This is a genomic window from Microbacterium sp. NFH-22A-Y (genome assembly GCF_021401375.1).
In the GTDB taxonomy this organism is placed as follows: Bacteria; Actinomycetota; Actinomycetes; order Actinomycetales; family Microbacteriaceae; genus Microbacterium; species Microbacterium hominis.
This window is the reverse complement of record NZ_JACBGF010000001.1, coordinates 557,359-583,913: the sequence shown is the minus strand read 5'-3', so window position 1 is coordinate 583,913 and position 26,555 is coordinate 557,359. Positions and strand designations below refer to the sequence as shown.

Annotated in this window: 24 protein-coding genes; 10 read left to right on the top strand and 14 right to left on the bottom strand. The window is 71.5% G+C overall.

What is annotated here, in order from left to right; genetic code table 11:
• The first annotated feature begins 76 nt into the window (after window positions 1-76).
• The 4 genes from L0965_RS02640 (at window position 77) to L0965_RS02625 (ending at window position 3,690) form a co-directional block, all read left to right on the top strand.
• Window positions 77-688, top strand: a complete 612-nt coding sequence (locus tag L0965_RS02640; protein WP_060959036.1) for a DUF4956 domain-containing protein — start codon at window positions 77-79, stop codon at window positions 686-688.
• Complete coding sequence (locus L0965_RS02635) at window positions 685-1,509, top strand: polyphosphate polymerase domain-containing protein (RefSeq protein WP_198553669.1); 825 nt, start codon at window positions 685-687, stop codon at window positions 1,507-1,509. Before L0965_RS02640 ends, L0965_RS02635 begins: the two co-directional genes overlap by 4 nt.
• Before the next feature lie 38 nt (window positions 1,510-1,547).
• A complete protein-coding gene (locus L0965_RS02630; RefSeq protein ID WP_101305553.1) occupies window positions 1,548-3,380 on the top strand; it encodes a carbohydrate-binding domain-containing protein in 1,833 nt (610 codons plus the stop codon).
• 67 nt (window positions 3,381-3,447) lie between these two features.
• On the top strand, window positions 3,448-3,690 hold the full coding sequence (locus L0965_RS02625; protein ID WP_223848834.1) for a hypothetical protein: 243 nt from the start codon (window positions 3,448-3,450) through the stop codon (window positions 3,688-3,690).
• A gap of 57 nt (window positions 3,691-3,747) precedes the next feature.
• Here L0965_RS02625 and L0965_RS02620 read toward each other — a convergent pair whose 3' ends face one another.
• The 3 genes from L0965_RS02620 to L0965_RS02610 form a co-directional block, all read right to left on the bottom strand.
• On the bottom strand, window positions 3,748-4,731 hold the full coding sequence (locus L0965_RS02620; RefSeq protein WP_101305551.1) for an aldose 1-epimerase family protein: 984 nt from the start codon (window positions 4,729-4,731) through the stop codon (window positions 3,748-3,750).
• 16 nt (window positions 4,732-4,747) lie between these two features.
• Window positions 4,748-5,581 carry a sulfurtransferase gene (locus tag L0965_RS02615; protein WP_101305550.1) on the bottom strand — a complete coding sequence of 278 codons (834 nt, stop codon included), beginning with the start codon at window positions 5,579-5,581 and terminating at the stop codon, window positions 4,748-4,750.
• 83 nt (window positions 5,582-5,664) lie between these two features.
• Window positions 5,665-8,313 carry a family 43 glycosylhydrolase gene (locus tag L0965_RS02610; RefSeq protein ID WP_232783990.1) on the bottom strand — a complete coding sequence of 883 codons (2,649 nt, stop codon included), beginning with the start codon at window positions 8,311-8,313 and terminating at the stop codon, window positions 5,665-5,667.
• 422 nt (window positions 8,314-8,735) lie between these two features.
• On the opposite strand from L0965_RS02610, the gene L0965_RS02605 reads away from it, so the two are divergent.
• The gene (locus L0965_RS02605; RefSeq protein ID WP_198553668.1) at window positions 8,736-10,355 is read left to right on the top strand and encodes an MFS transporter; all 1,620 of its coding nucleotides are present in this window, start codon (window positions 8,736-8,738) and stop codon (window positions 10,353-10,355) included.
• Between the two features lie 10 nt (window positions 10,356-10,365).
• Window positions 10,366-11,211, top strand: a complete 846-nt coding sequence (locus tag L0965_RS02600; RefSeq protein ID WP_101305548.1) for an NAD(P)-dependent oxidoreductase — start codon at window positions 10,366-10,368, stop codon at window positions 11,209-11,211.
• A 10-nt stretch (window positions 11,212-11,221) separates the two neighbouring features.
• Here L0965_RS02600 and L0965_RS02595 read toward each other — a convergent pair whose 3' ends face one another.
• The gene (locus L0965_RS02595; protein WP_101305547.1) at window positions 11,222-11,818 is read right to left on the bottom strand and encodes a PadR family transcriptional regulator; all 597 of its coding nucleotides are present in this window, start codon (window positions 11,816-11,818) and stop codon (window positions 11,222-11,224) included.
• A gap of 79 nt (window positions 11,819-11,897) precedes the next feature.
• Window positions 11,898-12,980, bottom strand: a complete 1,083-nt coding sequence (locus tag L0965_RS02590; RefSeq protein ID WP_101305546.1) for an FUSC family protein — start codon at window positions 12,978-12,980, stop codon at window positions 11,898-11,900.
• 81 nt (window positions 12,981-13,061) lie between these two features.
• Here L0965_RS02590 and L0965_RS02585 point away from each other — a divergent pair, with 81 nt between their 5' ends.
• Entirely contained in the window at window positions 13,062-13,763 is a 702-nt protein-coding gene (locus tag L0965_RS02585; protein WP_101305545.1) for a GTP pyrophosphokinase family protein, read from the top strand.
• A gap of 93 nt (window positions 13,764-13,856) precedes the next feature.
• Here L0965_RS02585 and L0965_RS02580 read toward each other — a convergent pair whose 3' ends face one another.
• The 3 genes from L0965_RS02580 to L0965_RS02570 are packed head-to-tail and all read right to left on the bottom strand — an operon-like array spanning window position 13,857 to window position 16,988.
• Window positions 13,857-14,834 carry a Gfo/Idh/MocA family protein gene (locus L0965_RS02580; RefSeq protein ID WP_061782000.1) on the bottom strand — a complete coding sequence of 326 codons (978 nt, stop codon included), beginning with the start codon at window positions 14,832-14,834 and terminating at the stop codon, window positions 13,857-13,859.
• 7 nt (window positions 14,835-14,841) lie between these two features.
• A complete protein-coding gene (locus L0965_RS02575; protein ID WP_101305544.1) occupies window positions 14,842-16,008 on the bottom strand; it encodes a cystathionine gamma-synthase in 1,167 nt (388 codons plus the stop codon).
• Window positions 16,005-16,988 carry a PLP-dependent cysteine synthase family protein gene (locus L0965_RS02570; RefSeq protein ID WP_101305543.1) on the bottom strand — a complete coding sequence of 328 codons (984 nt, stop codon included), beginning with the start codon at window positions 16,986-16,988 and terminating at the stop codon, window positions 16,005-16,007. The genes L0965_RS02575 and L0965_RS02570 overlap by 4 nt, the downstream gene beginning before the upstream one ends.
• A gap of 204 nt (window positions 16,989-17,192) precedes the next feature.
• Here L0965_RS02570 and L0965_RS02565 point away from each other — a divergent pair, with 204 nt between their 5' ends.
• Window positions 17,193-18,494: an O-acetylhomoserine aminocarboxypropyltransferase/cysteine synthase family protein gene (locus tag L0965_RS02565; RefSeq protein WP_374198326.1), complete on the top strand. Its 1,302-nt coding sequence runs from the start codon at window positions 17,193-17,195 to the stop codon at window positions 18,492-18,494.
• 80 nt (window positions 18,495-18,574) lie between these two features.
• Window positions 18,575-19,192, top strand: a complete 618-nt coding sequence (locus L0965_RS02560; protein ID WP_060959022.1) for a flavin reductase family protein — start codon at window positions 18,575-18,577, stop codon at window positions 19,190-19,192.
• 28 nt (window positions 19,193-19,220) lie between these two features.
• Here the strand turns inward: L0965_RS02560 and L0965_RS02555 are convergent, their stop codons facing one another.
• From L0965_RS02555 to L0965_RS02530, 6 genes are all read right to left on the bottom strand, one after another.
• Window positions 19,221-20,216, bottom strand: coding sequence for a class I mannose-6-phosphate isomerase (locus L0965_RS02555; RefSeq protein ID WP_101305541.1), 996 nt, complete (start codon window positions 20,214-20,216; stop codon window positions 19,221-19,223).
• Between the two features lie 11 nt (window positions 20,217-20,227).
• Window positions 20,228-21,433, bottom strand: coding sequence for an ADP-dependent glucokinase/phosphofructokinase (locus L0965_RS02550; RefSeq protein WP_101305540.1), 1,206 nt, complete (start codon window positions 21,431-21,433; stop codon window positions 20,228-20,230).
• A gap of 28 nt (window positions 21,434-21,461) precedes the next feature.
• Window positions 21,462-22,328 (bottom strand): ketose-bisphosphate aldolase, encoded by an 867-nt coding sequence (locus tag L0965_RS02545; protein WP_060959019.1) that lies wholly within the window; start codon window positions 22,326-22,328, stop codon window positions 21,462-21,464.
• 55 nt (window positions 22,329-22,383) lie between these two features.
• Complete coding sequence (locus L0965_RS02540; protein ID WP_223848829.1) at window positions 22,384-23,223, bottom strand: carbohydrate ABC transporter permease; 840 nt, start codon at window positions 23,221-23,223, stop codon at window positions 22,384-22,386.
• A gap of 7 nt (window positions 23,224-23,230) precedes the next feature.
• Window positions 23,231-24,160 (bottom strand): carbohydrate ABC transporter permease, encoded by a 930-nt coding sequence (locus L0965_RS02535; RefSeq protein ID WP_060959017.1) that lies wholly within the window; start codon window positions 24,158-24,160, stop codon window positions 23,231-23,233.
• Between the two features lie 109 nt (window positions 24,161-24,269).
• Window positions 24,270-25,571, bottom strand: a complete 1,302-nt coding sequence (locus tag L0965_RS02530) for a sugar ABC transporter substrate-binding protein (protein WP_101305539.1) — start codon at window positions 25,569-25,571, stop codon at window positions 24,270-24,272.
• A 179-nt stretch (window positions 25,572-25,750) separates the two neighbouring features.
• Between L0965_RS02530 and L0965_RS02525 the strand changes: the two genes are divergently transcribed.
• Window positions 25,751-26,554 carry a DeoR/GlpR family DNA-binding transcription regulator gene (locus L0965_RS02525; RefSeq protein ID WP_101305538.1) on the top strand — a complete coding sequence of 268 codons (804 nt, stop codon included), beginning with the start codon at window positions 25,751-25,753 and terminating at the stop codon, window positions 26,552-26,554.
• Window position 26,555: the final 1 nt, after the last annotated feature.

The window sequence follows — 26,555 nt, the reverse complement described above, 5'->3', positions numbered from 1 at the left end:
GACCGACGCGCCGCATAGAAAGTGCATAGCGAGCCCGTCTGTCATGGGAATCCGGACACACACGTCAGGAGTTCCCATGGCCCCCTTCGCCGCCGTCGCCCTCGATCTCGTCGCGATCGCCCTGCTCGCCTTCGCCGTCTACTACCCGCGCCATCGGCGCCGCGACCTCGCGGTCGCCTTCGTGGGGGTGAACGTCGGGGTGCTCGCCGTCTCGATGGTCCTCACCGACACGGCCGTGGGGGCGGGGCTCGGGCTCGGCCTGTTCGGCGTACTCTCGATCATCCGTCTGCGCTCGCGCGAGATCGAGCAGAGCGAGATGTCGTACTACCTCGCGGCGCTCGCGATCGGCCTCATCGCCGGTCTGAGCTCGTCGGTGACGTGGCTGAGCATCGGCCTGATCGCGCTCGTGGTGGGCGTCATCGCGGTCGTCGACAGCCCGGCGCTGCTGCGCCGCTCGCGCGAGCAGCAGCTCGTGCTCGACCGCGCCTACATCGACGAGGCCGAGCTGCACCGGGCCGTCGCCCAGCTGCTGGGCACCCCCGCGCACCGCATCACCACCCGCAGCATCGACCTCGTCGCCGACACCACCGTCGTGGACGTGCGGTACTCGGCTCCGCGACCGGGCAGCGCACCGTCGCGGCATCCCGAGACGCTGGAGACCATCGGCACGCCGGGGCTGGGACGATGAGCCCGCTCACCGCCCTGCAGCCGCTGCAGCACCTCGACACCGTCGATCTGACCGCGCTGAACGCGGAGGCCGCACTGCAGACCCGCGTGGACAGGAAGTACCTCCTCCCCCTCCGCGCACTCCCGGAGGTGCTCGCCGCGCTCCCCGCGGGCGCCCAGGTGCTGGAGGTGGCGGGCGAGCGGTCGCTGCGCTACGCCTCCCAGTACTTCGACACCCCGGCGCTGGACAGCTACTACGGCGCCGTCCACGGCCGCCGCCGCCGTTTCAAGGTGCGCTCGCGCACCTACCTCGACTCGGGCGGATCGTTCCTCGAGGTGAAGACCCGGGGAGCGCGCGCCGCCACCGTGAAGGATCGCGTCCCCGTCGCGGTCCACGCCGCCGACGACGTCCTCGACGACGACGCCGTCTCGTACGCGACCGACCTGCTCGCCGACGCGGGCATCCCCAACGCCGAACGGCTGGCGACGGCGCTCGTGCCGGTACTCGTCACCCGCTACCGGCGCACGACGATCCTCCTGCCCGGCACCGACCGCCACGACCCGTCGCGGGCGACCATCGACACCGACCTCGCCTGGCTGACGCGGCTCGACGGCGACGGGCGGATGCTGCGGCTGCCGGCATCCGTGGTCGTCGAGACCAAGTCGGGCCAGCGCGCGGGGGCCCTGGACCGCGCGCTGTGGCGCCACGGACACCGCCCCGCGACGGTGTCGAAGTACGGCACCGGCATGGCCGCGCTGTACCGCGACCTGCCCGCCCATCGCTGGAACCGCGTTCTCACGCGGCACTTCTCCGCCGCGACGGTCACCACCGTCGCCGCGTGAGCCCCGCTCCTCCACTCCCCCGTCGAAAGGACGACATCATGAACGACACACCCACCGCCCGCACGCCCCGCACCCCTCGCGGCCGGCTCTGGCTGCTCGCCGCCCCCGCACTGGCGGTCAGCCTCGTGCTGGCAGGATGCGCCGCCACGGCGACGTCCTCGCCGACGCCCAGCGCCACCGCGTCCGCCTCCACCGTGGAGACGGCGTCCACGCTCTCCAGCGCGATCACCGGCGCCACCGATGCCACCCAGACGGCCGCCGACGTGCTCGCCGGCAACCAGGAGACCCACGACAAGGCCGACGACGACGCGTACGACGCGGCGACGGCGACCACGATCGCCCTGTCCGGATCGTCCGCGACCGTCTCCGGGGAGGGTGCCGCCGTCAGCGGGGCGACCGTGCAGATCACCGCTCCCGGGACGTACGTGCTCTCCGGCTCGTACAGCGGCCAGATCGTCGTCGACTCGACGGTCGACGGACAGGTGCGCCTCGTGCTCGACGGGGCCCAGATCGCCACGACGGCGGGCGCCGCGATCGACGTTCAGGCGGCCGACGAGGCGGTCGTGATCCTCGCGGACGGCACGACGAACAGCCTCTCCGACGCGTCGAGCTACGCCGACGGGGCCCACAACGCGGCCCTGTACAGCGCCGCCGACCTCACGATCACGGGCACCGGCTCACTGACGGTGACCGGCAACGGCAACGACGGCATCGCCTCGACGGACGGCCTGGTGATCCAGTCGGGCACCGTCGCGGTGACGGCCGTCGACGACGGCATCCGCGGCAAGGACTACGTCGTCGTCCGCGGCGGCGCCATCACGGTGTCCGCCGGCGGCGACGGCCTGAAGAGCGACAACACGGAGGATGCCGCACGCGGCTACGTCTACCTCGCCGACGGCACCACGACGATCACGAGCGGCGACGACGGCATCGACGCCGCCACCGACGTCGTCACCACCGGCGGCACCCTGTCGATCACGGCGGGCGGCGGCTCCGGCGGCGACGCCGACGGCGGCGCGAAGGGCATCTCCGCGGGCGTCATCGCCGTGCTCGAGGGCGGGACGGTGCAGGTGGATGCCGCCGACGACGCGGTCAACACGAACGCGTACGCGCACCTGGGCGGCGCGGCCGTCACCCTCTCCTCGGGCGACGACGGCGTGCACGCCGACCTGCAGCTCGTCGTCTCGGCGGGAACGACCACGGTCGCCCGGGCCTACGAGGGATTCGAGGCGGCGCAGATCACGGTCTCGGGCGGCGACACGTCCGTGACCTCGAGCGACGACGGCCTCAACGTCTCCGAGCCGGATGCCGGCGGAGGGGCGCAGACCCTCGTGATCACCGGCGGGACGCTCCTGGTGGACGCGCAGGGCGACGGCCTGGACGTCAACTCCGGCACGCTGACGATGTCGGGCGGCACGGTCGTGGTGAACGGCCCGACCGCGAACGACAACGGCGCGCTCGACGTCGACAACGGCATGACGATCTCGGGCGGCGTCTTCCTCGCCGCCGGCTCGTCGGGCATGGCGATGGCACCGTCCGCCGACTCGGCGCAGGCCTCCGTGCAGTTCACGACGAGCGGGACCATCGCGGCCGGCACGGTCCTGTCGGTGGTGGACTCGTCGGGAACGGTGCTCGCGACCTTCACGACCACGAAGCAGACGCAGAGCCTCGTCTACTCCGACGCCGCCCTCGTCAACGGCCAGACCTACACCCTCACCTCCGGCGGCACCGCGGGCACCGCGCTGCTGGGCGGGCTCACCAGCGGCGGCAGCTCCGGCGGCACGACGGTGGGCTCGGCGGTGGCCGGCGAGCAGACGTCCTCGGAGATGGGCCCCGGCGGCGGCATGGGCGGCGGCGGCCAGCGTCCGTGACCTGACCGATAGCACGTGTCGGAGGGCCGGACAAGCCCCTCGTGGCGGCCCCGCCGGGGCGCCTACCGTGGAACGGACACTGTACGAGCTGGACGAGGGGAGTCACATCATGGGATTCATCGACGACGCGAAGAGCGCCGCGGAGACGGCCGGCCGCAAGCTCAAGGAAGGCTTCGAAGACACCGTCGACCGCGTCGAGGACAAGATCGACGAGGTCAAGGCGGATGCCGAGGTCAAGAAGGCCGAGGCCGAGCGCGACTCGGTGCACAAGCGCAACGAAGTGAAGGAAGAGCTCCGCGGAGACGCGTGAGACCCGCCGCACGACGAGGGGCCCCGGAGTTCTCCGGGGCCCCTCGTCGTTGCGGTGTCAGCGCGCGAACCCGGCGATCCGCCACGACGCCGCGGCGGTGGCGCCCGGCTCGATGACGACGAGTCCGGCGTCGTAGTCGTAGCGCTCGGCGTTGAAGGCATCCGGCGCGCACGTCATGGGCTCGACCGCGAGTCCGGCCCGGTGCCCCGCGGGCGCGCTGCCGTCGGCGAGCGGCGGGAGATCGGCGGTGTGGATCTGCACCCACGGGCACGCCGCGTCCCAGACCATCTCGACCCCGGTGCCCGACGGGTCGGTGAGGCGCACGACCGCGGCGCCGTCGGTGCGCTGCAGACCGGTGAAGGCGTGGTCGATCTCCACGTCGCCGAGCGTACGCTCCGCACGCCAGTCGAACCGCGGCGACCCCGTGACGTCGGCCAGCCCGATCGGCGCGAGCTGCGCGTCGGTGACCTCCAGCACCTGGTCGGCGGGCAGGTCGAGCGTCCACTCGTCGAGCCGCGCGGGGCCCGCGACGAGGTAGGGGTGCGGGCCGGTGCCGAACGGCGCGGCATCCGCGCTCCGGTTCGTCGCGGCGACGGTCTGCGTGAGGCCGTCGGCGGAGAGGCGGTAGGTGGTCTCGACGTGCAACCGCCACGGGTAGCCGGCCTGCGGCACGATCTCGGTGGCGAGCGTCACCTCGTTCTCGCTCTGCGCCACGACGTCGAAGTCGAGCCACACCGCGAGGCCGTGCAGGGCGTTGGGGCGGCCGGGATCGCTCAGCGCGAGCCGGTGCGTGTGCCCCGCGAAGGTGTACACCCCGTCGACCACGCGGTTGGGCCACGGAGCGAGGGTGGCGCCGCGGTAGGCCGGACGCACCTCGTCGGCGGCGAAGGGGACGACGAGGTCGCGCCCGTCCAGGGTGAGGGCGCGCAGCGACGCGCCGACACTGGCGATGTGCGCTTCGTACGATCCGGAACGGAGGGTGACGTCGGTGCCCGAGGCGGGGACGGACGTCGCAGACAGGTGTGCAGGTGACAGTGGCATCGTCAACATCGTAGTGTCAGGGCCGGTCGCCGATCGCGACCGGCCGGCCGGGGGTATTCGACCACTGGCTCCACGACCCGGGATACAGCGCCGCGTCGTGGCCGGCGACCCGTAGCGCCAGCACGGCGTGCGCCGCGGTCACCCCCGAGCCGCAGTAGACCCCCACCGGCAGGCCGTCGAGATCGGCGTATGCCGCGCGCAGCGCCTCGGCCGGACGGAAGCGTCCGTCGGAGTCGAGGTTCGCGGTCGTCGGCGCGTTGCGCGCCCCCGGGATGTGCCCGGCGGCGGGATCGAGGGGCTCGATGTCGCCGCGATACCGTTCGGGGGCGCGCGCGTCGAGCAGCACGCCGTCGCGGGCGAGGGCGGCCGCGTCGTCGATGTCGAGCCGTCGGCGTCGCCCCGGTCGCACGGTCGCGGTGCCGGCCGGGCGCGTCACGACGCCGGTCTGGAGGGCGCCGCCGGAGCGCGTCCAGGCGCCGAGGCCGCCGTCGAGCACACGCGCGGCGATCCCGGCGTCGGTCAGCATCCACCAGGCGCGCGCCGCGGCGAAGGAGTTCCAGTCGTCGTAGACGACGACCTCGTCGCCGTCATCGATGCCCCACCGTCGCACGGCGCGCTGGAACGCGGCCGCGGACGGGAGCGGATGGCGCCCCTCCCCCGGATCGCCGTGGGCGGCGAGCTCGTCGTCGAGGCTGACGTACACGGCTCCCGGGAGGTGGCCGGCCGCGTAGGCGGCGCTGCCGTCGGGAGCATCGAGCCGGTAGCGGATGTCGAGGAGCACGGGCGGCGTCGGCGAGGACAGCTCGACGGCGAGGGCGCTCGCGTCGACGAGGGGCGTCGGGGATGTCATGGCTCCGACGTTACGCCCGACACGCACACGGGCGGATGCCGGAGTCCCGGCATCCGCCCGCGATCATGCGATCCGACCGTCGATCAGTTCAGGCGACGCCGCCGCAGCACGACCGCACCACCGGCGGCCATGAGCAGCAGTCCCACGAGGACGCCCGCGACGAGACCGTCGGGGGTGCCGCCCGTCGCGGGCAGGGTGGACCCGCCCGCCGTCGTCGCCGTCGGTGTCGGCGTCGGCGTGCCCGACCCGGTGCCGGGGTCGGTCCCCGCCGCGGCGAGCACGGTGATGGCAGCCGAGGCCACGACCTCGCCGTCGACCCGCACCTGGATGGTGTGGGATCCCGGCTCGAGGTCGGACGGAACGGTGACCTGTGCCGAGAAGGCGCCGTCGACGACATCCGCCTGCGCCAGCGCGCGATAGGTGCTGGCGATGCCGACCTCGACGCGGTCCACCGCGAAGTCGCTGCCGGTCACGGTGAGCGCCTCACCGGCGCGCACCTCGGTCGCGCTCAGCGCGATCGAGGGGTCCGTCTGCCCGGGCTCGTCGGACACGGGGGCGAACTCCCAGCTGTCGACCTCGAACAGGCCGTCCTCGACCTCGGCACCCTCGGGCTGCGCGAACACGAAGAACACGTCGCGCGTCCCCTCGGCACCGGTGACGGCGGCCGACACGGTCGTCCACTCGCCGGCGGTGCCCGTCACGGGGATCTCCGCGACGACCGGTCCGTCGACGTTGTCGAGACGCACCTGGATCGACGCGCCCTCCACGAGCGGCTTCACCCGCGCGGAGACCGACTTCGCACCGTCGCCGAAGGCGACCTGCGACAGCGCCGCGAAGTCACCGTCGTCGAGGCTCGACAGCGCCATGTTGCCGCTGCCGTTGTGCTCGGGGAACTCCACCGATGCCTCCGTCGTCGGCACCGTCTTCACACCGAGCTGCCACGCGAGCGTCTCGGCCTCGAACGCGCGGTACGGGTCGAAGTCCTCGATCTGCGCGACACCCTGACGCGTGCCGACGATCGGCTTGATCGTCCCGTCGGCGTTGAAGTCGAGCTTGTCGATGTGCACCGAACGGTAGCCCTGCGTCTGGCCGGGGGTGCCGAGCGCCTGCGCCCACGCCGCCCCGCGCGTCTGCGCGTGGTAGGTGAAGTAGGTCTCGCCCTTGTAGGTGAACATGTCGGAGTGGTTGTTGCCGCCGTTGCCCGCCCCGAAGAACGCGCTCTGGTTCTGGAAGGCCACGCCCGCGTACTTCGCGGACGGCAGGTCCATCGGGTCGTCGGTCATCATGTAGGCGATGCCGCCGCGCGACGGGTACTGGCCCGCAACCTCGTTGACCTGGAAGTTCGACGAGTACGAGTAGTAGTACTTGCCGTCGCGCTTGAACATCGACGAGGCCTCGAACATGCCGGGGCCGTCGATCTCGACGGGGTCGCCGTCGAGGGTGACCATGTCATCCTTCAGCTTCACGACGCGGGTCGACTTGGGGTTCTGCGGCCCCTGGACGTTGCTGCCCGATCCGATCTGCGAGTTGCCGCCGAAGTACAGGTAGGCCTGGCCGTCGTCGTCGATGAAGATCTCCGGGTCGAACAGCCACATGCCGGCGGGGAAGCCGCCGCTGTTGATGTAGTCGCGCGAGACCGTGTCGGGGATGATCTTCTTGCCGAGCGGGTCGGTCCACGGGCCGAGCGGCGAGCCGCCCACGACCACCGCGGTGCCCGTGCCGTTGTCGCAGAAGTACAGGTAGACCTTGCCGTCCTTCTCGATCGCCGCGGGCGCCCAGGAGTTGCGCGACCAGGGAGCGGCCGATCCGGCCCCGGCGATGGGAACGGCGCCGTGGTCGACCCAGTTGACCATGTCGGTCGTCGACATGACGTTCAGCGTCGTGATGGCGCCGTAGCCGTTGGACTGGGTGGGCAGACCATTGGCGTCCTTGCTGTTCGCCTCGTACTGCTGGGTGTCATTGGTCGAGTAGATGTAGAGGCGACCGTTGTAGACGAGGTGGTGCGGGTCGGCGCCGAACTTCTGCCCGACGATCGGGTTGTGGTCGCCGACGGGCTTGGTCTGCACCTTCTCCAGCGAGGTGAACGCCGGCCCCGCGGGGGCGTCGGCCGTCTTCACCAACGACACGTCGTCGAGGAGGAAGTCCTGCAGGGCGGCAGAGCCCCAGGGCGTCTCGACGAACAGCCATGCCATGTCGGCGTGCTTCGCCTCGGCGACGAAGTCGGCCGTGTACGTGCCCCATTCGCCCTTCGTGAAGGTCTGTCCCCGGTCGTCGCAGCCGTTGAAGTTCGACGGGCAGAACGTGAAGTTGAACCGCTGTGTGGCGGGGCCGTCGGTGTATTTGATCTTGCCCGTGAGGCGATAGGAGGCCCCCGGCTGCAGCTTTCCCGTCACGCTGGCGAAGGGACCGGACTGCGTCGCGGTGCGACCCGTGACCTTCAGCGCGTGCGCGCCGCTGGCGGCGTCGTCGCTCAGTGCGAGCGTGCCGCCCTGGACGGTGGTCCAGCCGGTGAAGCCCTCGACGAAGCGACCGTCGGGCAGAAGGTTGCCCGGCACGGCGGGACTCTCCGTGGCCGCGGCGAAGACGTTGACGGCGGGCACCGGCGTCGCCGCCGCGGCGGCGGGGGCCGCCGCGAGGGCGGAGAGCACGAGGGCTCCGATACCGGCGAGCGCGCCGGCCCGCCGCATCATCGGCCGATGCTCGGCGGCGGGCGGTTTCGTGGGTTGACTCACGTCGATGACTCCTTTGATCTGTGACTGCGGTGCGCCCATCGCAGGAGCCTGGCGTTCAGCGCGACCACGCGGTGCGAGGTGTACACTTTCGCCGTTCCGGACCGAGGCGGCATCGCCGCCCCTGCACAGTCAGGAACACTCCGACGACTCCTCGGACGGCGGGTGCACGTGAACGTGCGCGGTCGAACGTGCCGGCATGCACGATCGACCGGACCCCGTCCGGGGAGTCGTCCGGTCCGTGCGGAGACGGGTGCGCTCGGGTGAGCGACACTGCCCCCGACATCCCGTTTCAGATGGAACATTCGTGATGTTACCGCTACCACTGGCGCTCGGCAACGTTTTCGACGACCGTTTCGATGGTTATCGATAACAGACGGCGGTCGCGACTGGACGCACGCCGACCCCGGGTGCATACTTTCAGTATGACTGAAGGTGTGCGGGAACCGGCCCCCTCCCGGCGGGAATGGATGGGGCTTGCGGTGCTGGCGGCCGGCCTCGGGATGATCGTGCTCGACGGCACCATCGTCGGTGTGGCCCTGCCCGACATCATCCGGGATCTGCACCTCGACCTCACCGACGCGCAATGGGTGTCGAGCCTGTACGCCGTGCTGCTGGCCGCACTCCTGCTGTCGACCGGCAAGCTCGCCGACCGCTTCGGACGCAAGCTCCTGTTCCTCGTCGGCATCGTCGTCTTCGTGGGCGGCAGCGTGTGGGCGGCGGCATCCGCCACCGGGGGCGCCCTCATCGGGGCCCGAGCGGTGCAGGCCGTGGGTGCCGCGTTCATCATGCCCGCGACCCTGTCGACGGTGAACGCCGTCTTCCGCGGTCGGTACCGCGCCGCCGCCTTCGGGGTCTGGGGCGCCGTGATCTCCGGCGCCGCCGCGATCGGCCCGCTCGTCGGCGGCGCCCTCACGCAGTACGCCTCCTGGCAGTGGGTGTTCCTGGTGAACCTGCCGCTCGGGGCCCTCATCCTCGCACTCGCCGTGTGGGCGGTGCCCGAGACGCGCGGCTCCGGCTTCCGCCGCGGCGCCGACGTCGACGGGGCCCTCCTGTCGGCGATCGGTTTCGGCGCGCTCGTGTTCGCCGTGATCGAGGGACCCGACCTCGGGTGGTGGACGCCGAAAGCCGACCTCACCCTCGGCTCGTGGACCTGGCCGGCGTCCGCGCCGATCTCGGTCGTGCCGATCTGCCTGGCGGTCGCGGCCGTCGCGCTGACCCTCTTCGTCTTCTGGGAGCGGCACCGCGAGCGGGTGCAGCGCGACGCGCTGCTCGATCTGCACCTGTTCTCCCTGCGCACCTTCTCCTGGGGCAACGTGACCGCGGCCATGGTCGCGGTCGGCGAGTTCGCGATCATCTTCGTGCTGCCGCTGTACCTCACGGCCGCACTCGGCCTGTCGATCATGCAGACCGGTCTCGTGCTGGCCGCCATGGCGTTCGGCGCCTTCGCCTCGGGCGCGGCGGCCCGCCACCTCGCGGCGCGCTTCGGCTCCCCCGGCACGGTGCTGATCGGCCTCGGGCTGGAGGTGGTCGGCGTCCTCGTCCTCGCCGCCCTCGCGAGCGCCACCACCCCGGGCTGGCTCATCGCCCTGCCGCTGGTCGTCTACGGCCTCGGACTCGGCCTCGCCTCGGCGCAGCTGACCGGCACCGTGCTACGCGACGTCCCCGTGGAGATCAGCGGCCAGGGCTCGGCCACCCAGTCGACCGTGCGTCAGATCGGCACGGCGCTGGGCACGGCGTTCGCCGGCGCCGCCCTGTCGATCTCGCTCGCCGTGACCCTGCCCGGCGCGCTGTCGGATGCCGGGATCACCGGCACCGCGGCCACCGAGCTCGCCGATGCGACGCGCACCTCGGCCGGCACGCTCATCTCGCAGCTGCGCGCGCAGGGCGCCTCCAGCATGCTCGGCGCGCAGACGGATGCCGCCGTGCAGGCGCTCTCGGCGGGATTCGCCGACGCGACGCGCTGGTCGCTGCTGGTGGCGTCGGCCTTCCTGCTGCTGGGCCTGGTCGGCGCCGCCCGCCTGCACACCTTCGCCCGCCGCTAGGCTCGGGCCCATGCGTATCGCCGTGACCGGAGCATCCGGAAAGCTGGGAACCGTCGTCGTCAACGAGCTCCGGGAGGCGGGCCACGACGTCGTCGGGCTCGACGTCGTCGGCACGCGCGGCGCCGGCTTCGTGCAGGTCGACCTCACCGACTACGGCCAGACCGTCGACGCCCTCCAGGGCGTGAACGACCAGCACGACGGCCTCGACGCGGTCGTGCACCTGGCGGCGATCCCGGCGCCCGGCATCCGGTCGGACGTCGCCACGTTCCACAACAACATCGCCGTCACGTTCAACGTGCTGTGGGCGGCGATCCGCCTCGGCATCACCCGGATCGTGACGGCGTCGAGCGAGACGGTGCAGGGCCTTCCGTTCGACGTGCCACCGCCCTACATCCCCGTCGACGAGGCCTACGCCGCCCGCCCCGAGTCGGTCTACTCGCTGGTCAAGCACCTCGAGGAGACCCTGGAGAAGGAGCTCGTGCGCTGGCACCCCGAGGTGTCGCTCACGGCGCTGCGCTTCTCGAACGTCATGGTCCCCGCCGACTACGCCGAGTTCCCGTCGTTCGACGCGGATGCCGCCCGACGCAAGTGGAACCTGTGGAGCTACATCGACGCCCGCGACGGCGCCGCCGTCATCGCCCGCGCCCTCGAGGTCGCCCCCGCCGGGTTCGACCACTTCCTCATCGCCGCCGGCGACACCGTCATGAGCCGCCCCAACGCGGAGCTCGTCGCGGAGGTCTTCCCCGACGTCGAGGTGCGCGGCGACCTCGGCGTCAACGCGTCGCTGTTCTCGACGACGAAGGCGCAGCGCCTGCTCGGCTGGACGCCGCGCCACTCCTGGCGCGACGAGCGCTGAGGGCCGCCGATCACGAGGCGGTGACGGCGGTCTTCGCCGGCCGTCCGCGCTTGGGCCGGTCGGACGAGAGCTCCTGCGCGAGCGGCACGAAGGACGGGCCCGAGAGCCGGTCCTCGACGTGGGCGAGCCAGCGCACCTCGCTCTCGGCCGCGAAGAGCGTCGCCGACAGGGGCAACGCCGCGACCACGGATGCCGGGTCGCCGACCTCCACGGCGACATAGCGCGCCGTCAGCTCGTCGAGCCGCCCCTGCGACGCCGCGCGCTGCGCGCGCACCAGCGGGAGCACGTCGACGCCGGGCAGGGTCGCGGCCAGCGCGAGTTTCAGCGTCAGCTCGTCTCGGGCGCCCTCCACCCGCTCCACGGGGGTGTCGAACCAGTCGCGGACGGCAGCGGAACCGGCATCCGTGATGCGCCAGTAGACGTGCCCCTCGGCGTCGACCTCGTCCTTGGAGACGAGCCCGTCGCGTTCGAGTCGTTCCAGCGTGTTGTAGATCTGGCCGACGTTCAGCGAGGCCGCCCCGGTGCGACGCGTGAACTCGGCGCGCAACTGGTACCCGTAGCAGGGGCCCTGATCGAGGATCGCCAACAGGCTCTGCCGTACCGACATCCGCTCCCCCGCTCCCCCGACCGCCCGATGTGCTTTCTCAGTATATGCATACGCGGAAACCACATGGTCGGCGCGGGCGTCACTCCGGCGACCGCCCCCGCACCGCGAGCGCCGCGAACGTGCCGACGGCCGCGCCGACCAGCGTGTCGACGATCCGCTCGAGAGCGAGCGGGAGCGTCTCGACCGTGCCCGTCGCCGCGCCGATGAGCAGCAGCACGAGCGGGGTGATGAACACGAGCGCGAGCGCGTAGTGGCGCACCACGACCATCTCGATGGCGACCTGCAGCACGCCCAGCAGCAGGCCGAGCGCCCACACGGGCAGCGGCAGGAAGGCGAGGGCGAGGTAGAGCGCGCCGCCGACGACCGTGCCCACGGTGCGGTGGATGCCGCGCGTCGTGGCATCCCGCCGTCCCACCGGCAGTCCGACCACGGCGAGGCCGGCGCACACGATCCAGTACGAGCGCGCCGGGTCGACGACCGCGGCGGCCGCCACGCCCACGACGCCCACGACGACGGCGCGCAGCGTGAGCATGCGGGCGACGGCCGACCAGCGCAGCGGGAACAGGACGCCCAGCGATCGCGGGCGTTCCCGTCGATAGCGCGGCAGGAGCAGCGGCGCCGCCACCACGAGGCACGCGAAGGCCCCCGATGCGGCGACGATCGCGAGGTAGATCCACGGATCGACGACCCGCGCACCGCCGCGGACGGCGGTCACCTGGGCCGACAGCCCGAACACCAGCACGAAGAACACCGGTCCGGGAGGGCCCAGCGAGACCGCGCCCGCGAGCGCCGCGGTGACCACCGTGGTGACGAGCACTCCGCCGAGCACCGCGAGCACGCCGCCGCCGGCCGCGAGCGTGCCGGCCGCCGCGCACACCCACAGGGCGAGCGCGAGCAGCGGCGCCACCCGGGCGCGCTCCCGCGGTCGCAGCCACCCGCCGTAGATGACCGCGAACGCGCCGGTCGCCGACAGCAGGGCGAGCTCGGCGTGACCGGATGCCGCGAGCACCACGATCGGCACGGCCATCGCGAGCCCCGCCTGCACGGCCAACGGCCAGCGGCGCCCGCGCGCGGGGCCGAACGTCGCCAGGCTCCGCCCGACGTGCGCCGCCTCCGCGCGCACACGATCGCCGAAGCGGGCGGGCGGGGTGGGCGACGGCATCCCTCCATTGTCCCCCGCCGGTGGGCCGGGTCCTCCGAAGCCCACAGCATCCGCCGAGGAGCGCTCGCTACGGTCGGAGGCATGGAAGCGAGTGCGCCGGGCCTGTCCGTGTCGACCGACGAGGGGATCGCGACGTTCTCCGCCGCGCAGCTGCGGATGATGCGGGACGAGTTCCAGCGCTTCCTGCTGGAGTACCAATTCGGGCTCCGCGAGGTCGAGACCAAGCTCGGGATCCTTCGCGACGAGTTCCTGCTCATGCACGATTACAACCCGATCGAGCACGTCTCCAGCCGCGTCAAGAGCGCCGACAGCCTGGTCGACAAGATCACCCGCAAGGGCGTCGAGCCCAGCTTCGACGCGATCCGCGCCGCGATCACCGACATCGCCGGCATCCGGGTGACGACGAGCTTCACGAAGGATGCCTATCGCCTCTTCGACCTGCTCACCCGGCAGGACGACATCACGGTGCGCGAGGTCAAGGACTACATCGCCCAGCCCAAGACGAACGGGTACAAGAGCCTGCACGTCATCGTGGAGGTGCCGGTCTTCCTCTCGTCGGGCCGCGTCGACGTCGCCGTGGAGGTGCAGTTCCGCACGATCGCGATGGACTTCTGGGCGAGCCTGGAGCACAAGATCTACTACAAGTACGCCGGGGCGGTGCCCGACGGGCTGCTCGTGGAGCTGAAGGAGGCCGCCGAGTCGGCATCCCTCCTCGACGCCCGCATGGAACGGCTCCACGGCCAGTTGCACGGATCGCCGTCAGGGGCGATCCACGCCGTCTGAGCGCCGCATCGGATGCGGAGACGAGCAACGGATGCGGATGGCGAGCGCCCCCGCATCCGCGTCTGTTGCTGATCTCCGATTCTGCGAACGGGCTCAGTCCAGTGCGGCGCGCCAGTCCTCGAGCAGGCGCGCGGTCGTGCGGGTCTGCGACCACGGCATCTCGGGCGCCTCGGTGCGCCCCTCGCGAAGCGCCCGCACGGTCGCGTCCGCCTCGGCGGCCATCGGGCTGACGGTGGCGGTGCGGATCGGCTCGACCGTCCCGTCGGAGCGGCGCAGCACCGCCTCGGCGGTCGAGACGACGCGGCTGCCCCACACGTTCTCGATCTCCAGCTCGCCGGCGGTGCCGCGGATCACGGCCCGCCGCGGCAGGTCGGCGGTGATCGCGGTGGCGATGCGCGCCTCGAACGCGCCGAACGCGATCGTCGCGCGCGCCTGCTCGTCGACGGCGCCGACCACGCCGTCGGCCGCGACGATCACGGGTTCGGCGTCGATCCCCGCCCACGCGGCGAGGCCCACGACGAGGGATGCCGGGTAGCACCCGACATCGAGGATCGCCCCGCCCGCCGTCGCGGGATCGAACAGACGCCCGTCGTGCGCGTCGGCGGCGAAGCCGAGGGTCGAGTCCACCGAGACGAGCTCGCCCAGCGTCCCCGCGGAGACGAGCGCCCGCAGCCGCTCGGGGAACGGGCCGAAGCGGTATTTGAACGCCTCCACCACCGGCAGCCCCACCCGGGCCGCGTGCGCGAGCACGGCGTCGGTCTCGGCGGCCGTCACCCCCAGGGGCTTCTCGCACAGCACCGCCTTGCCCGCGTCGAGCGCGGCGTGCGCGAGCTCGGCGTGGGTGGTGTGCACGGTGCCGATGTAGACGGCATCCACGTCGCCCCGTGCCAGCACCTCGTCGTACGTGCCCGCGACGGGCGCGCCGAACCGGTCGGCGAACTCCCGCGCCCGGATGCCGTCGCGCGCGCCGACCGCGTGGAGCACGCCGTGCTCGGCGTGCGGCAGCGCCGCCAGGAAGTCGCCCGTGATGACACCGGCGCCCAGGACCGCCCAGCGTGCTCTCTCGCTCATGCCTCCATCATGCCCGCAGGGCGCGGTCGAGGTCCTCCAGCAGGTCGGCCTCGTCCTCGATGCCCACCGACAGCCGCACGACCTCCACGGGCACCGCGGCCTCGGTGCCGCGCACCGAGGCGTGCGTCATGGCGTCGGGGTAGTTCACGAGCGACTCGACGCCGCCCAGCGACTCCGCGAGCTGGAAGAGCCGCGTCGACTCCGCGAAGCGGCGCGCCGCCTCGCCCGATTCGAGGGCCACCGAGACGATGCCCCCGAAGCCGCTCATCTGCCGCGCCGCGATCGCGTGGCCGGGGTGGTGGGCCAGCCCGGGGTAGTACACGCGGGCGACCCGGTCGCTCTCCGAGAGGAAGGCCGCGACCGCCGCCGCGTTGCGGCTGTGGCGCTCCATCCGCACCGCGAGCGTCTTGATGCCCCGGGTGGTGAGCCAGGCGTCGAGCGGACCGGAGACGGCCCCGACGGCGAACTGCAGGAAGCCGATCTCGGCCGCGAGCACGTCGTCGCGGTGGGTCTCGGCGAGCACGAGCGCGCCGCCGACGACATCCGAGTGGCCGCCGAGGTACTTGGTCGTCGAGTGCACGACCACATCGGCACCGAGCGCCAACGGCTGCTGGAGCGCGGGGGTCGCGAAGGTGTTGTCGACGACGACGAGCGCGCCGGCGTCGTGACCGATCCGCGCGAGCGTCGCGATGTCGGTGATCCGCAGCAGCGGGTTCGACGGCGTCTCGACCCACAGCAGGCGCGGGGCCCGCTCGGCCACGGCCGCACGGACGGCGTCCTCGTCGCTCATGTCGACCAGGCGCAGCCGCACACCCCACGGGCCCAGCACCCGCGCGAGCAGCCGGTAGGTGCCGCCGTAGACGTCGTTGCCGAGCAGCACCTCGTCGCCCGGGACCAGCACGGCCCGCAGCAGCGCGTCCTCGGCGGCGAGTCCCGACGCGAACGAGAACGCGTGGGCGCCGCCCTCGATCGCGGCGAGCTGGGCCTGCAGGGCGGTGCGCGTCGGGTTGCCGCTGCGCCCGTACTCGTAGCCCTGGCGGAGACCGCCGATCCCGTCCTGGGCGAACGTCGTGGAGAAGTGCACGGGCGGGATGACCGCCCCGGTGCTCTCGTCGGGGTCCTGCCCGGCGTGGACGGCGAGGCTGGCGAAACGGCGGGCGGCGTCGGTGGTCATGCGGATGCTCCTTCGGTGAGGGTGTCGAGAGTGATGCCGCGGGCCGCGAGCCACGCGTCGTCGTAGAGCTTGGTGAGGTAGCCCCGGCCGTGGTCGGGCAGCACGACCACCACGACGGCGTCGGCGGGAAGCCCCCGCGCGGTGCGCAGGGCCGCGACGACCGCCATGCCCGACGAGCCCCCGACGAGCAGGCCTTCCTCGCGGGCGAGCCGGCGGGTCATGGCGAAGCTCTCGGCATCCGAGACCCGCTCGTAGCGGTCGACGACGGACGCGTCGAAGGTGTCGGGGTAGAAGTCCTCGCCCACACCCTCGACGGCGTAGCCGTGGATCGGTCCGCCGGAGTAGATCGAGCCCTCGGGGTCGGCGCCGACGACGACGATCTCGCCCGCCGTCGCCTCCTTGAGGAAGCGGCCGGTGCCGCTGATCGTGCCTCCGGTGCCGATTCCGGCGACGAGGTGGGTGACGCGCCCGTCGGTGTCACGCCAGATCTCCGGGCCCGTCGTCTCGTAGTGGGCGCGCGGACCGTTCGGGTTGGCGAACTGGTTGGGCTTGAACGCGCCGGGGATCTCGCGGGCGAGCCGGTCGGAGACGCTGTAGTACGAGTCGGGATGCTCCGGCGGGACGTTCGTGGGCACCTCCACGACCTCCGCCCCGTAGGCCCGCAGCACCGCGGTCTTCTCCCCCGTGAACTTGTCGGGGACGACGAAGATCATCCGGTACCCGCGCTGGAGCGCGACGAGGGCGAGACCGACGCCGGTGTTGCCGCTGGTGGGCTCGACGATCGTGCCGCCGGGGCGGAGCAGCCCGTCGCGCTCGGCCGCGTCGACGATGTTGCGGGCGATGCGGTCCTTGGCGGAGCCGCCCGGGTTGAGGTACTCGACCTTCGCGAGCACCGTCGCCTGCACCTCGGCGGCGACGGCGTTCAGACGGACGAGCGGGGTGTTGCCGACGACGTCGGCGATGTGCGAGGCGAAACGCATGAGGGGTGTCCTGAGGGTGGTGCCGCGTGCGCAGAGCGCGCGAGAGGGCGGCGGGCTGTCGGGGTCGTCGAAGGGAGCGCGGAGCGCTCAGCGACAACAACGACAGGTCAGGGCCACGTCAGGATGCTAACCCACGGCGAGGGGATGCCGCGAAGTGTTACGCCCGATCCGTCACATTCGTCGCGCCCGCCCTACTCTGTGCTGGTGAGCACGCACGACGACACCGACGACTACGGCTTCGACACCCGCCAGGTGCACGCCGGCGAGGTCGACGAGCGCAACCACGGTGCGCGCATCACCCCGATCTATCTGACGGCGGCCTACCGCTTCGACTCGTTCGCGCAGGCGGAGGACCGTTTCACGGGTGCCGAGGCGGGCCAGCTGTACTCGCGCAACCTCAACCCGACCCACGAGGTCGCCGAGCGGCGCATCGCATCGCTGGAGGGCGGCACCGGGGCGATCGTGGTGGGCTCCGGTCAAGCGGCGATCACCGCGCTGCTGCTGGGGCTCGCGGGCGCCGGTGAGCGGCTGGTGTCGACCGCGAGCATCTACAGCGGCACCCGCATCCTCTTCGACCGCACCTTCGCGCGGTTGGGAGTGACGACCGACTACGTGCGCGACCCGTCCGACGAGGCCGAGTGGGAGCGTCTGATCACGCCGCAGACGAAGGCGATCTTCGTCGAGACGATCCCCAACCCCAAGAACGACCTCGTCGACGTCGCCGCCGTCGCCCGCATCGCCCGGCGCCACACGATCCCGCTCATCGTCGACAACACCGTCGCGACGCCCTACCTCATCCGCCCGCTCGAGCACGGCGCCGATGTCGTCGTGCACTCCTCGACGAAGTTCCTCACCGGGCACGGCGCCGCACTGTCGGGGGTCATCGTCGACGGCGGACGGTTCGACTGGGCGGGCTCGTCGCGCGCCTACCCGGGCCTCACCGCGCCGGTCGCCCCCGGCCGCCCGTCGCTCGTCGACAGCCACGGCGAGCGCGCACTGGAGGCGTACCTGCGCTTCGGCATCGTCAACGACCTCGGTGCCGCACTGTCGCCCGTCAACTCCTTCCTGCTGCAGCAGGGCATCGAGACGCTGTCGCTGCGGATGGCGAAGCATCTCGAGAACGCCGCGGTCGTCGCGCGCTGGCTCGACGCCCACCCCGCGGTGGAGAGCGTCGACTTCGCCGGCCTGGCGTCGAGTCCGTACCATCGCATCGCCCAGGAGCGCTTCGGCGGTCACGCCGGCTCCGTGTTCGCCTTCACGGTGCGCGGCGGCCGGCCCGCCGCCGAGCGGTTCTTCGATCGTCTCCGCCTCATCAGCCGGATGACGAACATCGGCGACGTCCGCTCGATGGCGCTGCACCCGGCCACGACGACGCACGTCTCGTTCTCGCCCGAGGAGCGGGCGCGTCTGGGCATCGGCGACGGTCTCATCCGGCTCTCGATCGGCATCGAGACGGCATCCGATCTCCTCGCGGACCTCGACCGCGCGCTCTCCGCCGCCACCTGAACGCCCTGCCGCGACGCGCGACATGTCGCCGTGTTGCGCGCAGCGGAGCCCGCCCCCGTCGGGGCGCTTACCGTGGATGTATGACCTCGTCGCCCCCCGCACCGATCGACGCACCGTTCGCGGCTCCCGAGCCCACCGACGCCCGCGACGGCCGAGGCGCGGATCTCGCCGCCGCGGGTTTCGCCTCGTCGCTGTCGGCGGACGAGTTCAAGGCGCTCTTCCGGGGCCACCCGGGCGGAGTCGCCGTGATCACCGCCGACGCCGGTGACGGGCCGGTCGCCCTCACCGCGACCAGCGTGTCGAGCGTGAGCGCCGAGCCGCCGCTGCTGATCTTCTCGGTGTCGTCGCAGTCGTCGTCGGCCGCCGTCCTCGCCGCCGCCGAGACGGTCGTGGTCCACCTCCTCGACGCGAACGACCTCGACCTCGCGCGTCTGGGCGCGACGAGCGGCGTCGACCGCTTCGACGGCTCGCGCCCCTGGTCGCGCCTGGTCACCGGCGAGCCGGTGTACCACGACGTCCGCGCGTGGGTGCGCTGCGCCGTCATCGAGCGGATGGATGCCGGAGGCTCCACCGTCTTCGCAGCCCACGCCCTGCAGTCGCAGCTCGAGCGCGATGTCGCCGTCGGCGACCACGGCGACGCGCTGGTGTACCACAACCGCACGTGGCACCGCCTCGGCGACCACTCCCGCCTCTCCTGACGCCCGGCGGCATCGGCGGCCCCCTCGACTAGGGAGCGGGCGGCCGGGCGACGAGGATCTCGCCGCGTCCGCTCACCGTGACGGCGCCCTCGGCCGCGGCGATCAGCCAGGTCGTGCCCGCCGGCGCCTCCTGGCCGCCGAGCCGCAGCTCTCCCGCGCTGACGACGGCGACGGCGAAGCCCGCGGCCAGCGCCCGCTCGCCGTCGAGCGCGTGGCGCTCCAGCCGGAAGAAGGGGTCGGCCGCGGCGGGGAACACCGACCCGTCGGTCTCGGCGGGTGCCGGGTGGACGAGACGGGCCATCTCGGCGGAGCTGCGGGCGCGGTGGGTGACGGCGGTCAGCGCCCGGTCGAACCCGATGCCGACGTGGCCGTCGACGGCGCCGTCCAGCGCGAACCCGCGCCACTCCAGCAGGATCGACAGGTCCTCGGGCTGCTGCAGTTCGAGCAGGAGGACGCCCGCGCCGATCGCGTGCAGCTCACCGGGCGGCACCCACACCACATCGCCCGGACGCACCGCGGTGCGGTGCAGCAGCCCGAGCAGCGCGTCGGTGTCCTGGCGCGCGACGAGCGCGGCCAGCCGCGCCGGCTCGACGTCTTCGCGCAGTCCCAGGTGCACGGTCCCCTCGGAGAGGATGTACCAGGCCTCGGCCTTGCCGTGGGCACGGCCCAGGTGCGCCGCGGCGAAGGCGTCGTCGGGATGGGCGTGCACGGGCAAGCGCTGGCCCGCGTCGAGGAGCTTCACGAGCAGCCGCGTGTCGCTCCCCCACCGGTGCGCGTGCGCGGCGCCCAGCCAGCGCACCGGGTCGGCCGCCACCGCATCGCGCAGCAGCACGCCGTCCGGGAGCACGGTCAGCCCCGTGCGGGTCTCGCCCGCGACGGTCGTCGTCGAGGCGATCCAGTCCTCCGGCTCGCGTTCCTCCGCCTCGCGTCCGGCCGGCCGCGGCGCCCCGCGGAAGAGCGCGATGCGTTCACCGCCGCGATAGAAGCGTGCGGCGGGACGGTTCGCGGACAGACGGATCGGCATCGCGGTCGCCCTCAGTGCGCGGTCGCGGCGTCGACGGCCGCGCGGGTCACGGACAGGAAGCCGCCGACGAAGCTGTCGCCCAGCCCGATGGTGGTGGGGGTCGGGGTGTCGGCGACGACGGCCGCCACGCCCGCGGCATCCGGGCGGTGGGCGCCGACGGCCGCGACGACGCCGACGCCGTCCGGATGCCGCGGCAGGCGCGACGTGACCTCGAGGTCGGCCGCGTCGAAGACGTCGCCGAGCCGGTACCGCGTGGCCGAGACCCGCACGGCCGCCTCGAGGGCGGCGCGATGGCGGGGCGCGTCGGGTCCGACGGCGATCGACCAGAAGCGGGTGTGGACCACGAGCGCCGGCACCGGGATGAGGCCATGCGCCTCATCGAGCGCGGCCGCCACGTCCGCCCCGTCGCGCAGGTCGACCTCGCGGCCGACGTACTCCTGCAGCTCGTCCTCGTTCATGCCGTACACGTCGATGCGCGGGAGGAGGCGGTCTCGGGCGATCGCGGCGAAGTCGCGACGGTAGAACCCGGCATCCTCGTAATAGACGAGCGCTCCCCACGGAAGCTGGCGCATCGCGGCCCAGAGGTCGTCGAGGCGCGACGCCAGGAGCGCCGCGTCCTGCATCGTGTTGAAGCCCGACACGAGGAAGGCGTCCGCGGTGCGCAGGCGATCGCCCAGCTGCGCGGAGATCGCCATCTCCCGGTTCGGACGGTCGTTGGCCACGATGACGCGGTTCGCGGAGGGCGCCACGACCTCGCCGTCGGCGAGCGCGACGGTCGCGCCCTCCGGATACTGCACGATCAGGTGCGGGTCGAGCGTGTCGGTCGTCGCCGAGCACACCCAGTCGATGATCGGCGGCATGAGACGACGCACGTTGTCGTCGATGCTCACCAGGTGCTGGGTGCTGGGGATGCCGAGGTTCGCCAGCGCGATCCCCGCCCGCACCCCCGTGCCGCCGAGCGTCACGGACGTCTCGAACCGCGCCGCGAAGCGCTCGAGGATGTCGGAGGTGGCGGCGAACCGCTCTCCCCCGACGCCGCGCTCGAAGAGGGCGAGGATCGCGACGATGAGCGCGCGCTCGTCGTCGATAGGGGCCGTGGTCGTCAGCTCGGCCCGCCGCACACCGTGCCGGTGTGCGAGGGCGCTGATGACCGCGGCATCCCACCGGATCTCGTAGTCGACGGTGCCGCCGAGGCCGAGGACGAGTCGCGCGCTCATGGTGTCGATGATCTCCCGCCGGGGGTGGTCAGTACAGATCCGCCTTGCCGGTCGCACCGAACAGGTCGATCTTCTCCGCCGCCGTCACCTTCAGCGCGGCGATCGGCTCGGGCTGGATCGCGTTCGGCTCGCGCAGACGCTCGTCGGTGCCGAGGATCTCGCGCATGCGGTTGTGGTAGCTGACCTTGATGTCGCTGGAGATGTTGATCTTGTTGATGCCCAGCGACACGGCGCGGGCGAGCTCGGCGTCGGGGTTTCCCGAGCCGCCGTGCAGCACCAGCGGGATCTTGACGGCGGCCTTGATCTGCTCGAGCAGGTCGTGGCGCAGCTCGGGCTTCTTCTCGGCGGGGTACAGGCCGTGCGAGGTGCCGATCGCGATCGCGAGGCTGTCCACGCCGGTCTCCTCGACGAAGCGCACCGCGTCGTCGACGTTGGTGTAGATGATCTCGGCCGCGCCGGACTCGCCGTAGCTGTCGTTCGCCCCGATCGTGCCGAGCTCGCCCTCCACCTGGATGCCGACGGCGTGCGCGGCCTCGACGACCTTGCGGGTGAGCGCCACGTTCTCCTCGAAGGGCAGGAGCGAGGCGTCGATCATGACGGAGGTGAAGCCGGCCTGGATGGCGGTGATCATCTGCTCGTACGTCCCGCCGTGGTCCCAGTGGATCGCGACCGGCACGCTCGAGCGGTGCGCGCGCTCGCGGATCGCGACGATGAGGTCGGTCGTCACGTGGGAGACCTCGTCGGGGTGGATCGCGATGATGACGGGCGCGTTCTTCTCCTCGCTGACGTCCATGACGCCGAGGAACATCGCCCAGTCGCTGATGTTGAAGGCCGGGATGGCGAAGTTGTTCTGATTGGCGATGTCGAGGATGGACTTGCCGGTGTACAGCACCACGGTGGATTCTCCTGTCGGTGGGGGTGGTTGTGGACGCCTGTGCGGGCGGGTCCGGTCAGCTCTTGACCGAGCCGGCCGTCAGCCCGCTGATGAAGTAGCGCTGGAAGAAGAGGAAGAGGATCAGCACGGGGATCGAGCCGAGCACGCTCATCGCCATGATCTGGTTCCACTCGTACGAGTGCTGGCCCATGAGCAGCTGGATGCCGATGGGGACGGTGCGCATGTCGATCGTGCGGGTCAGCGTCAGGGCGAACAGGTACTCGTTCCACGCGATCATGAACGTGTAGATGCCGACCGAGACGATGCCGGGCACCGAGATCGGCACCAGGACGCGCCACAGCGCGGTCATCGATCCGGCCCCGTCCACGCGCACGGCTTCGTCGAGCTCGCGCGGCAGGGTGTTGAAGTACCCCGTCATCATGATGATCGCGTAGGGCAGCGTGAACACCATGTAGGTGAGGATCAGGCCCGGGTAGGTGTTGTAGAGGCCGAGGCCGACCACGAGACCGAAGTACGGGATGAGCAGCGTGATCGGCGGCACCGCCTGCACGCTCACGATGATGACGTTGAGGATGCGCTTGCCGCGGAACTCGAAGCGGCTGAACGCGTACGCGGCCTGGATCGCGACCAGCAGCGTCAGCACCGTCACCGCGCCGGCGACGACGTAGCTGTTGATGAAGAAGCGGACCGTCTCCGGGTTGGTGAAGATCGCGACGTACGCGTCGAACGAGAACGTGTCGGTGATCAGCCGCGGCGGCAGCTCGAAGATCTCGGTGTTCGACTTGAACGAGTTCGACAGCATCCACAGCACGGGTCCCGCGGCGAAGACCGCACCCAGCAGCAGGCCGAGGTAGATGCCGGCGCGCGCGGTGCGCCGACGGGTCTGCACGGACATGGCCATCTCAATCCCTCGCCTTCTGATGCCGCACGTAGAACACGGCGAGGACCATCGACATGAGCAGGACGAGCACGGCGGAGGTCGCCGCGAGCGAGAAGTCGTACTTCGCGAAGGCCAGCTTGTAGGTGTAGGTGCTCAGCACCTCGGTGACGTCGATCGGGCCGCCGCCGGTGGTCATCCAGATGAGGGCGAACTGCTGGGAGGTCCAGATCAGATCGAGCAGCAGCAGGCTGATGATGATAGGGCGCAGCTGCGGGAGCGTGACGTTCCAGAAGCGCTGCACGCTGCTCGCGCCGTCGACCGTTGCGGCTTCGTAGAGGTCGCTCGGGATGCCCTGGAGCCCGGCGAGCAGGCTCACCATGAAGAACGGGTAGCCCGCCCAGATGTTGATGAAGGTCACGGTGCCGAGCGCCAGCTGGGGCGACGCGAGCCACTCGATGTTGGCGTTCAGGAGGAAGTTGACGACGCCGTTGGGGGCGAGGAGCATGCGCCAGAGCACCGCGATGACGGCGACCGTGAACAGCCACGGCAGGACGTAGAGGCCGCGGAAGATCGCGCGCGGCACGCCGCCGATGAGCGGGCTGTTGAGCATGAGGGCGAAGCCGAGTCCGAGGACCAGGTGCGCGGCGACGCTCACGACCGTGAAGACGACCGTGTTCGACGTCGCCTTCCAGAAGGTGCCGTCGCCCAGGACGGTCAGGTAGTTCTCGAGGCCGACGAACTCGCCGTTCTTGCTGAGGATGACGTTGCTCTGCAGCGAGTAGCCGATGACCATGACGATCGGGATGATCATGAGCACCAGCAGCAGCGCGAGGGTGGGTGCGAGGAACGCGTACGACTCGGTCGTGCGCCGCAGCTGGCGGCGGCGCCGGGAGTGCGCGACGCCGGTCACCAGGACTTCGGTGTCCATCGAGACGGGTGTTTTGAGGGTCATGAGACCGCACGGCTCCTAGTTCTGACCGGTTGAGGGGGCTGAGGCGTGGCGAGCGGTGGACGGGTGCCGCACCGCATCGGCGATGCGGCACCCGGCAGAGGGGGAAGCGCTAGAACGCCGCTTCCCAGGACGTCTGCGCGTTCTTGAGCGCATCGTCCATGGACTGCTGCCCGTCCAGCGCCGTCTGCAGCTGCTGTCCGAGCTGGCGCATGAGGTCCTCGGCCGTGGGCAGGCCCGTGAACTCGTTGGCCGGATAGCCCGCCTTGTAGATGTCGAAGGCCTGCTTGAAGAGCTCGTCGCTGCCCGAGAAGTCCGGCGTGGACTGCGTGTTGCCGGGGAAGGCCTTCGCCAGGGTCGACAGCTTCGAGTTCGTGTCCTTGCTCATCAGGAACGACACGAGCTTGAAGGCGGCATCCTTGTGCGCCGAGTTCTCGGCCACGCCGATGCCCCAGGAGGCGTACGGGATGCCCCGCTCGCCGGTGTAGCCGTCGGCGGCCGGGATGGCGGAGATCGAGAACTTGAGGTCGGGGTTCGACTCGCGGATCAGGTTGATGTGCGCGAGCGAGTCGATCATCATGCCGACGCGACCGTTCGTGAACTCCTCGACCTTGTCCTGCTCCTTCATCGTGAACGAGCCGGACGCGATGACGCCGTCCTTCCAGAGGCCGTCGATGTAGTCCATCGCCGAGGTGACGTCCTTGTTCGTCAGGTCCGGCTTGCCGTCCTTCAGCATCGAGCCGCCCGACGCCCAGACCCACGACATCACGTCGTTCTGCACGCCGTTGGGGGCTTCGAGGGAGAGCGGGAGCACCCAGCCCGAGACGTCGCCGCCGAGAGCGGTGATCTTCTTCGCGGCGTCGGCGAACTCGGTGCGCGTCGACGGGGGCGCGGTGACGCCGGCCTTGGCGAGCAGGTCGTCGTTCGTGAACATCGGGTAGACGAAGTTGACGACCGGGATCATGTAGGTGCTGCCGTCGACCTTGATCTGGCTCGCGAGCTGGCTGTCGTCGTAGCCGCTGTCCTTCATCAGGTCGGTGAGGTTCGCGATGACGCCCTTGGAGGCGAAATCGTTGACCCACGCGCCGTCGAGGCCGACGACGTCGGGCATGGTGCCCGACGCGGCGCCAGCGAACAGCTGCTCCTTGGTCGAGGCGTACGGGCCGCTGACCAGGTTCACCTTGATGCCGGGGTTCTCGGACTCGAACTGATCCATCAGCGCGCGGAACTGCCCGTCGGGAAGCTCCGGCTCCCACCACTGGGCGAACTCGATCGTGACGTCGCCGCCGGCGTCCGAACTGCCGGACGGCGATGCGCTGCTCGAGCAGCCCGACATCGCCAACAGCGTCGTCGCCGCGGCGACCGCGCCGACGACTGTGAGGGCCCTGCTGTGACCCCGCCCCACTCTGGACATCGCTTCTCCTCTTTGAGTATGTGCGCGATCCGCACCGCTGCGGATTCATGCGTCTTTCAGCACCATTATGCCGTCTTTTGCCGCTTCGTCAAGAGCTCCTTCGCAAACAATGCTGACTTCTGCCGCCTTTTGCTGATTTGAGAGGTGAAAACGGCGTGCCCTGTGCTAGTGATGGAGGCATGGACAAAGCAGCCCCCCGCGGCCGACGTCTCCCCGCCGGGCGCAAGGCCGACCTGGCGGCCTACGTCGCCGAACACGGACAGGTCACCGTCGCCGAGCTGTCGGAGCACTTCGACGTCTCGATCGACACGGTGCGCCGCGACCTGGATCAGCTGCACCGCGAGGGCGCGCTCATCCGCACCCACGGCGGCGCCGTGAGCGCCACCGACGGCGCGCTGCGCGACCGGGGGCTGGATGTGCGCCTGCGCGTACAGGTGGAGGAGAAGGAGCGCATCGCCCGACTGGCGGCGGAGATGGTCGACGACGGCGCGGTCATCATGCTCAACGCCGGCACGACGACGCTCGCGGTCGCCCGCGCCCTGCGCAGTCACCGGGATCTGACGATCGCGACCAACAACCTGCGGATCCCCGCCGAGATCGCCCCCTCCGCCTTCCGCGACCTCTACGTCTTCGGCGGCGCGGTGCGCACCATCACCCAGGCGACCACCGGGCCGGTCACGTTCACGATGGCGGCCGGCGGACGCGAGCTCGACATCCGCTGCGACCTCGCGCTGGTCGCGGTGGGCGCCGTCGACGAGTCCGGGTACTCCACGAGCAATCTCGGCGACGCCACCATGATGGCGGAGATGATCGACCGCGCCGACCGCACCGCGGTGCTGGCCGACTCCTCCAAGCTCGGGCGGCGCCTGTTCGCGCAGGTCGCGCCGCTCGACGGCGCCGACTACCTGATCACCGACGCGCCGCCCGCGCCGCCCCTCGCCGCGGCGCTGGGTCAGGCCGGTGTCAGCGTGATGACACCCTGAC

Bases quoted from the DNA above. Each gene is read 5' to 3' on its own strand.
- L0965_RS02630 (WP_101305553.1), top strand. From the start codon at position 1,548: ATGAACGACACACCCACCGCCCGCACGCCCCGCACCCCTCGCGGCCGG.
- L0965_RS02615 (WP_101305550.1), bottom strand. From the start codon at position 5,581: ATGACATCCCCGACGCCCCTCGTCGACGCGAGCGCCCTCGCCGTCGAG.
- L0965_RS02640 (WP_060959036.1), top strand. From the start codon at position 77: ATGGCCCCCTTCGCCGCCGTCGCCCTCGATCTCGTCGCGATCGCCCTG.
- L0965_RS02540 (WP_223848829.1), bottom strand. From the start codon at position 23,223: ATGTCCGTGCAGACCCGTCGGCGCACCGCGCGCGCCGGCATCTACCTC.
- L0965_RS02570 (WP_101305543.1), bottom strand. From the start codon at position 16,988: ATGCGTTTCGCCTCGCACATCGCCGACGTCGTCGGCAACACCCCGCTC.
- L0965_RS02560 (WP_060959022.1), top strand. From the start codon at position 18,575: ATGACCTCGTCGCCCCCCGCACCGATCGACGCACCGTTCGCGGCTCCC.
- L0965_RS02580 (WP_061782000.1), bottom strand. From the start codon at position 14,834: ATGAGCGAGAGAGCACGCTGGGCGGTCCTGGGCGCCGGTGTCATCACG.
- L0965_RS02555 (WP_101305541.1), bottom strand. From the start codon at position 20,216: ATGCCGATCCGTCTGTCCGCGAACCGTCCCGCCGCACGCTTCTATCGC.
- L0965_RS02575 (WP_101305544.1), bottom strand. From the start codon at position 16,008: ATGACCACCGACGCCGCCCGCCGTTTCGCCAGCCTCGCCGTCCACGCC.
- L0965_RS02525 (WP_101305538.1), top strand. From the start codon at position 25,751: ATGGACAAAGCAGCCCCCCGCGGCCGACGTCTCCCCGCCGGGCGCAAG.
- L0965_RS02535 (WP_060959017.1), bottom strand. From the start codon at position 24,160: ATGACCCTCAAAACACCCGTCTCGATGGACACCGAAGTCCTGGTGACC.
- L0965_RS02595 (WP_101305547.1), bottom strand. From the start codon at position 11,818: ATGTCGGTACGGCAGAGCCTGTTGGCGATCCTCGATCAGGGCCCCTGC.
- L0965_RS02635 (WP_198553669.1), top strand. From the start codon at position 685: ATGAGCCCGCTCACCGCCCTGCAGCCGCTGCAGCACCTCGACACCGTC.
- L0965_RS02590 (WP_101305546.1), bottom strand. From the start codon at position 12,980: ATGCCGTCGCCCACCCCGCCCGCCCGCTTCGGCGATCGTGTGCGCGCG.
- L0965_RS02530 (WP_101305539.1), bottom strand. From the start codon at position 25,571: ATGTCCAGAGTGGGGCGGGGTCACAGCAGGGCCCTCACAGTCGTCGGC.
- L0965_RS02550 (WP_101305540.1), bottom strand. From the start codon at position 21,433: ATGAGCGCGCGACTCGTCCTCGGCCTCGGCGGCACCGTCGACTACGAG.
- L0965_RS02600 (WP_101305548.1), top strand. From the start codon at position 10,366: ATGCGTATCGCCGTGACCGGAGCATCCGGAAAGCTGGGAACCGTCGTC.
- L0965_RS02620 (WP_101305551.1), bottom strand. From the start codon at position 4,731: ATGCCACTGTCACCTGCACACCTGTCTGCGACGTCCGTCCCCGCCTCG.
- L0965_RS02605 (WP_198553668.1), top strand. From the start codon at position 8,736: ATGACTGAAGGTGTGCGGGAACCGGCCCCCTCCCGGCGGGAATGGATG.
- L0965_RS02585 (WP_101305545.1), top strand. From the start codon at position 13,062: ATGGAAGCGAGTGCGCCGGGCCTGTCCGTGTCGACCGACGAGGGGATC.